Genomic DNA, 6,476 nt, shown 5'->3' on the forward strand with positions numbered 1-6,476 from the left:
ATTATAGAATCAACATTGCATCGCCGAAGCTGAAAAAGCGATATCTTTCCTCAACAGCTTTATTATAGGCATTAAGGACATTTTCCCGTCCAGCCAAAGCACTCACAAGCATGATTAACGTCGATTTGGGAAGATGGAAGTTGGTAATCATCCCATTGATTGCTTTGAACTTATACCCGGGATAAATGAAGATATTCGTCCAGCCATTTTCAGCGACAAATTTACCGTCATTGGCTGCGGCAATGGTTTCAAGGGTCCGTGTGGAGGTTGTTCCTACGGTAATGATACGTCCGCCCTGCTCGCGTACAGAGTTCAACAGCAATGCTGTTCCTTCAGTCACCTGGTAAAACTCCGAATGCATGTCATGCTCTTCGATTGAATCAACGCTGACAGGCCTGAATGTTCCCAAACCTACGTGAAGAGTGATGAAAGCAATATGGATGCCCATTTCCTTTATTTCCTCAAGCAGTTCTTCTGTAAAATGCAAGCCCGCCGTCGGGGCCGCCGCAGAACCTCTTTCCCTAGCGAAAACCGTCTGGTATCTGTCCTTATCCTCCAGCTGCTCCTTAATATAAGGAGGCAGTGGCATTTCACCTAGCTGTTCCAGTACTTCGTAGAAAATACCGTCATATGAAAACCTAAGACTCCTGCCGCCATGCTCAGCTTCGACTGTGCATTCTGCAGTCAAAAGTCCATCTCCAAAGACGATTTTCGTGCCTTCCTTCACTCTCTTAGCCGGTTTTATAAGTGTTTCCCACTCATCTCCCTCGAGCTGTTTCAGTAGAAGGACCTCAATTTTGGCTCCCGTGTCTTCCTTCATGCCAAAAAGCCTTGCCGGAAGAACCTTTGTGTCATTCAGGACGAGGCAGTCACCTGGCTTCAGGTGGTTTTTGATGTTTTTGAATACATCATGTTCTATTTTGCCCGATTCTTTATTCAAGACCATCAGCTTGCTTTCCGCTCTTTGTTCAAGCGGAGTCTGGGCAATTAGTTCCTCTGGCAAATGGAAATCAAACAAGTCTACTTTCATGTTGTCACCCTTACTAAGTTTTCTTTATATTTCATTTAAAAAATATCGTACCAGCAGGTCATCTGAATCGGCCGATAAAATAAAATATCGCTGATAGAATGATGCTCACCAGGATGGATGTCACGATTGGGAAGTAGAAGGTCGAGTTGCCTTTTTTAATGACGATGTCTCCTGGCAGCCTTCCTAAGTTGATAAACTGCATGATAAAGCCAATGATGAAAATGACTACTCCGGCAATCATCACAAATTTTGCCGCTCCTGTCATCGTTCAGGCACCTCCATTTCAAAATGTCGGTATACTGCCTCCGTTACAATTCTTCCTCTTGGTGTCCTCTGCAAAAAACCGATCTGCAATAAATATGGTTCATACACATCCTCAATCGTCTGTGATTCTTCGCCGATGGTTGCGGAAATAGTCTCTAAACCAACCGGTCCGCCGCGATATTTTTCAATGATGCCCTTGAGCAATTTATGGTCTATATGGTCAAGTCCCAAGCGGTCTACCTGCATCAGTTCCAATGCCTCCTGGGCAAGAGTTTCCTCTACGGCGCCATTGCCGCGCACCTGTGCAAAATCGCGTACTCGCTTCAATAGGCGGTTGGCGATCCTCGGTGTCCCTCGCGATCTCCTTGCTAACTCCTGAGCGGCAGGCCAGTCGATGTCAGTCTCCAGAAGCTCAGCTGTCCTGACGACAATATCAGTAAGCTGTTTCTCATTATAGTATTCCAAACGGCTCAAAACTCCAAACCTGTCTCTTAATGGAGCTGACAACGATCCAGCGCGAGTTGTCGCACCCACAAGCGTGAATGGCGGAAGATCAAGCCTGACCGATCGGGCACTTGGTCCTTTACCAATGACGATATCCAGGCAGAAGTCTTCCATAGCAGGATAGAGAACTTCTTCAATCGTTCTTGGAAGCCTGTGAATTTCATCAATGAACAGGACATCGCCTGGCTCTAATGCCGTCAGGATGGCTGCCAGGTCACCAGGCCTTTCGATCGCCGGTCCGGATGTCGTCCTGAGGTTGACGCCCATTTCATTGGCGATGATTGCTGCGAGCGTTGTCTTCCCCAATCCAGGTGGCCCATAGAGCAATACATGATCCAGCGTTTCACGCCTCATTTTAGCTGCTTCAATAAACACTTCAAGATTTTCTTTTACTTTATCTTGGCCGATATATTGCCTGAGTGTCTGTGGTCGCAGGCTTTGCTCAAATGAAACATCCTGGTCGCCCGCTTCACTGGAGATGATTCGTTCTTCCATCTGTTTCTCACCCTTCTTATAAGCTGGTTAACAGATCATTTTTAACACAGCGTTACTTTAATAGCTTCTGTAATGCTTTCTTGATATATTGGTCTGTCGTCAAATTTTCTTTCTTCAACTCTGGAGTGATCTTGCGAATTTCCTTTTCTGAGTAGCCTAGTGCCTTCAGTGCCAATACCGCTTCATCAAACTCGGTCGACTGGCTTATGGTTGCTGCAACCTCGTCCGAATTGAAAAGGTTAGGGAAGTAATCTGGCACAAGATCATGCAGCTTTCCCTTTAAATCAAGGATCATTTGTCTCGCAGTCTTCTTGCCGACTCCAGGGAATTTGACCAGGAACGATTCATCTTCACTTTCAATTGCCTGAACCACTTGACCCGGTTCTCCGGACGCAAGGATTGCCAGTGCCCCTTTTGGACCGATTCCCGAGACATTCAAAAGTCTTGTGAAAAGTGCTTTTTCCTCACGATTCTTAAAACCATAGAGGGCCATCAGATCTTCCCTGACATAATGATATGTAAAAATACAAATCTCTTTACCTGCTTCTTTCGTGAATGCAAATGGATTCGGTGTCATGATTTGATATCCAATCCCTCTGTTTTCAATGACTATATATTCAGGACCAACGAAATCGACGGTACCTTTTATGAACTCATACAATACTCTCGCCCCTCTGCTTTGCTGTAACTCATTTTAACATACTCTTTTAAAAGGTATGAATAAAAATATACGAAAAGGCGAACGTATGATCATTTTTATAAGAAAAGCGCAAGCGCCTTTGGTCAGCCCCGACAAGCGTTGCCCGCCTATAACGCCACTTCGTGTGGCTGGCGGGTCTGCACGTCCTGTGCCTCAGAGGGCCGACCGGTGAAGTCGCTCTTTGACTTCATCGGGCGGACCGAAATCCAAAAGCGGAGGCGACTGCCCAACTCCGACAAGCGCTGCCCGCCTAAAACGCCACATCGTGTGGCTGGCGGGTCTAGCACATCGTGTGCCCCGGAGGGCCTGACAGTGAAGTCGCTCTTTGACTTCATTGGCAGGACCGAAATCGAAAAGTATAGCCGACTGCCCAGAAACACAGAAACTGGAGACTCCGACCCTGCCGGCGGAGTTGAAGTTTCGGAGTTTCTAGGAGGCGACACTAGACAAACGTCTCGAGGAGTTAGGAGCCGCAGCTAGACAAACATCTCGAGCTGCTCAAAGCTATCGCTTCTCGCAAGATACTCGAGGAAGCTATTTCAGGTATGAAAACTGGCTAGGCTCTGGAGCTAGACAATAATCTAAGTGGATAAATTTATACTTTCTTATCCAGTAATAAAATCTCTCCGAAACCTTAGGAAACACAAATAAGAGCCAGTCAGCCCGGCTCTTCACTGTTTTCCCTCACCGTATATGGTTTAAAAGTCTCTAATACCTCTTCATAGCATTGTTTATTCCGAATTGGAATCCCTTTTTTCAATTGATCTCGTTTAATACTTTCAAGTCTGCCAAGATCGATTTGAAAGAACGATTGAATGATATTCGAACCATCAGGCCTTCCATTAAAAATAGTAAGTACCCCTTCATCTGACAATCCGAAATACCCGTTTGCCTTCAATAGCGGCGATATATCATCATATTCCTGTCTGAACACAGCCTTATTCGCTTCCATATCTACTAGCTGCCATTCGTCATATTTGGCCCAAAAGTCTTCCATTGACCAAATCGATTCCTCAATACGTTCCTCACTCATTTCACCATCAAGATAAACTCTTTGCAAAATGATTGTGACCTTAAGAGGTTCATTGATTTCATGGACTGCTTCTTCAGGCTTCTCAGCAAAAACCGGCTCTGTCTGAAGTACTAAACTGTATCCCGATAGACCCATTAGGAGCATAACAGCTGTACTGAACGCTTTTAATAATTGAATTGAAGCCATTGCTGTCCACCTCTCTTATTTGCTAAAATTGTTCAATTTCTTTTCCACTAATAGTTTAGCCAAAATTATCTTATTTATCCTTTCTTGAAAAGAGCATGAAAATAGAAGGCAAAGGTTACTCTGCCTTCTATTTTTATTATGGGTTAACGTTGATGCTTTCCCTTGGGTTTCCATTCCTTCGGTCATAATCAATATTCCTTGATCTGCTGAAGGTTCCCTCATCCTCGATGATACGTAGGTCTCTGCCTTCAATATATGGAAGGACTGCCTTCCTAATGTTCTTGTTTGTTTGTTTTTTCAATGACTTATCTTTATAAGTCACGGCAACTTCAACTTTCCTGCCAAACAAAACAGATCTCACTTTATCAACATTGTCGACAGACTCTGCAGCAATACCTACTTTCCGAGCCAATTTGTTATCTTGTTCGGTATTATTGTAGATCCTTGCCTGGCCGCTTCCCCTGTGCTCACTTAGATGTCCGTGGTAATTCAAATCACCGCGGCTATATTTATTATCTCTTTGGAAAAAGTTATGGTCATGATCGGAACGAGGGACGGTTGGATTCGGAGGGTTGCCATTTTCATCACGCGACTGGAGCATTCTCCGCTTCCGGTTTTCTCCAGCTGTTCCCTCTTTCCCAAAATTATGGTCAAAGATTTCCGTGATTGCACCCTCTCGATCATCCATCACGTCAATTTCATTCCCTTTTTCATTCGAGTAATAGCCAAGTGGCTGCCCACCATCGGCATTCTGGCTTTGAACAGCGGCATCATCATTTCCGGTACAAGCCGTCAATCCTATTGTGAGCAAGGAAGCTAAAGGTACGAGCAACTTTTTGTTCAATCGAAAAACCCCCATCCTAGCTAAAATGAGCACTATTTTCATGCTCATTATTAGAGTGCGGATGGGGTTGGATTTTCATTCTGACAGATACGTCCAAAAACCTAATAATTCAATCTTGTTTTAACTTCTTCCTGGAATTGTTTCCTTTGTTGAAACTGACCGACAGTCATTTCAACGATTGTTGCCAGGCTATACGGATGTGTCTGGCTTCTGTCCCGTAATAGGCGGTTCCATTCCCTTAAAATATCTGCAGGATACAATAGCCCGTATAAAAAGGCGTCAGAATCCAACCATTTATTCAAATGGTTTATTTTTTCCAGTGATTCAAACTGCCAATCCAAAAAAGGCAGGATACGGTTTGCATACTGCAGCATATCATATGCTCTTGATCCAGAGCTGATTAAATCAAAATCAATTAAGTGCAGCTTTCCTTCCTTTGATCGAAGAAAATTGTGATGAGCTACATCACCATGGAGGATTGTTGGTGGCCCTGCTTCAAGCTCATTTTTCAAATTCACAAAATTCCTCAGTGAAAAATCCGCCCATTCCAGGAGCTCGTCGGTTATGGCTTTTTCTACATAGAAATTAACTCTTGAGAGATTTTTTGTAAATTCAGTCTTTCGATGTCTCCATTTTTTGGCTAAATCTGTTTTCGGCAGCATAGCAGCATATGAAGGAACTAGAACGGAAGTATGGTCATGGAAGCTATTCAGAAGTTCAACGCCTTTCTCTCTGTCAGCTTTGACCCCGTAATCAAAGCGGTTTTCATGGTGGTCAATATATTCAATACAACCATAGTATGACCCTTGAAAATAAAGAGGATCTTTATTCTGATTATAAAATCGGTAAGAATGATGAAAACCGGATTTTCGTAGAGATGAAGTAAACGCTTCTTGAACTTTTAACTTACGAAGATCTTTATAACCTTTTAAGATAAAACGCGTTTTCACTGTTTCAACGAGATAGACATTTCCTCTTAATTGAGTTATCTCTTTGATTTCAACGTCGAGTTCGCTTGTTAAATAAGAGAAGAGACGATTGAAAAAATAATCGTCTCCACCTCTCTTGATGTTAATATTCATTGCTCTCTTCATCTTCGAAACGCGGCATCGGCATACCATAGCCTCCACCCATCGGACCTGCTCCATAAGGATTCATGAACCCCTGCGGACCCATGCCCATCTGGTATCCTTGATGAGGGTTCATATGCATTCCTGGAGCTCCTGGAAAGCCTTGGTGCATCATCATATGGTGAGGGTGGTGCATACCTGCTCCCATCAAGCCATAAGGATTACCCATTTGGCCCCCGCAGCCACAATCATAGCCGGCACCCTGCACTGCCTGCTTAGGCATCATTGGCTGCTTCATCATTCCGCCCACCTGTGGCATCATCGGCATTTGATTATCCATCATTCCACCG

General features: G+C 44.1%; 8 protein-coding genes and 1 pseudogene. 1 reads left to right on the forward strand and 8 read right to left on the reverse strand.

Annotation, left to right across the window (positions count from 1 at the left end; all coding sequences use genetic code 11):
• Position 1: 1 nt before the first annotated feature.
• Genes queA through ruvA form a run of 4 tightly spaced genes read right to left on the reverse strand, consistent with a single transcriptional unit; the run spans position 2 to position 2,954 of the window.
• On the reverse strand, positions 2-1,030 hold the full coding sequence (gene queA / locus TY49_RS20460) for a tRNA preQ1(34) S-adenosylmethionine ribosyltransferase-isomerase QueA (protein WP_041967764.1): 1,029 nt from the start codon (positions 1,028-1,030) through the stop codon (positions 2-4).
• 58 nt (positions 1,031-1,088) lie between these two features.
• Positions 1,089-1,295 carry a DUF2905 domain-containing protein gene (locus tag TY49_RS20465; RefSeq protein WP_041967765.1) on the reverse strand — a complete coding sequence of 69 codons (207 nt, stop codon included), beginning with the start codon at positions 1,293-1,295 and terminating at the stop codon, positions 1,089-1,091.
• Entirely contained in the window at positions 1,292-2,293 is a 1,002-nt protein-coding gene (gene ruvB, locus TY49_RS20470; RefSeq protein WP_041967766.1) for a Holliday junction branch migration DNA helicase RuvB, read from the reverse strand. The genes TY49_RS20465 and ruvB overlap by 4 nt, the downstream gene beginning before the upstream one ends.
• Positions 2,294-2,345: 52 nt before the next feature.
• Positions 2,346-2,954 (reverse strand): Holliday junction branch migration protein RuvA, encoded by a 609-nt coding sequence (ruvA, locus tag TY49_RS20475; protein ID WP_041967767.1) that lies wholly within the window; start codon positions 2,952-2,954, stop codon positions 2,346-2,348.
• 207 nt (positions 2,955-3,161) lie between these two features.
• Here ruvA and TY49_RS24815 point away from each other — a divergent pair, with 207 nt between their 5' ends.
• A complete protein-coding gene (locus TY49_RS24815; RefSeq protein WP_156972739.1) occupies positions 3,162-3,473 on the forward strand; it encodes a hypothetical protein in 312 nt (103 codons plus the stop codon).
• A 178-nt stretch (positions 3,474-3,651) separates the two neighbouring features.
• Here the strand turns inward: TY49_RS24815 and TY49_RS20480 are convergent, their stop codons facing one another.
• From TY49_RS20480 to TY49_RS20495, 4 genes and pseudogenes are all read right to left on the reverse strand, one after another.
• Positions 3,652-4,212 carry an intercompartmental signaling factor BofC gene (locus TY49_RS20480; RefSeq protein ID WP_052442249.1) on the reverse strand — a complete coding sequence of 187 codons (561 nt, stop codon included), beginning with the start codon at positions 4,210-4,212 and terminating at the stop codon, positions 3,652-3,654.
• Positions 4,213-4,348: 136 nt separating this feature from the next.
• The gene (locus tag TY49_RS20485) at positions 4,349-5,056 is read right to left on the reverse strand and encodes a YhcN/YlaJ family sporulation lipoprotein (protein ID WP_041967768.1); all 708 of its coding nucleotides are present in this window, start codon (positions 5,054-5,056) and stop codon (positions 4,349-4,351) included.
• A gap of 101 nt (positions 5,057-5,157) precedes the next feature.
• Positions 5,158-6,138 carry an aminoglycoside phosphotransferase family protein gene (locus TY49_RS20490; protein ID WP_041967774.1) on the reverse strand — a complete coding sequence of 327 codons (981 nt, stop codon included), beginning with the start codon at positions 6,136-6,138 and terminating at the stop codon, positions 5,158-5,160.
• Positions 6,128-6,476: pseudogene (locus TY49_RS20495) on the reverse strand (hypothetical protein); the annotation flags it as partial. The pseudogene TY49_RS20495 and the gene TY49_RS20490, both read right to left, overlap by 11 nt.

It is taken from the genome of Mesobacillus selenatarsenatis SF-1, from assembly GCF_000813125.1.
GTDB lineage: Bacteria > Bacillota > Bacilli > Bacillales > Cytobacillaceae > Mesobacillus > Mesobacillus selenatarsenatis.

Excerpts from the sequence above, each read along its gene's own strand:
- queA (WP_041967764.1), bottom strand. The coding sequence starts at position 1,030 with ATGAAAGTAGACTTGTTTGATTTCCATTTGCCAGAGGAACTAATTGCC.
- TY49_RS20465 (WP_041967765.1), bottom strand. The coding sequence starts at position 1,295 with ATGACAGGAGCGGCAAAATTTGTGATGATTGCCGGAGTAGTCATTTTC.
- ruvB (WP_041967766.1), bottom strand. The coding sequence starts at position 2,293 with ATGGAAGAACGAATCATCTCCAGTGAAGCGGGCGACCAGGATGTTTCA.
- TY49_RS20480 (WP_052442249.1), bottom strand. The coding sequence starts at position 4,212 with ATGGCTTCAATTCAATTATTAAAAGCGTTCAGTACAGCTGTTATGCTC.
- TY49_RS20490 (WP_041967774.1), bottom strand. The coding sequence starts at position 6,138 with ATGAATATTAACATCAAGAGAGGTGGAGACGATTATTTTTTCAATCGT.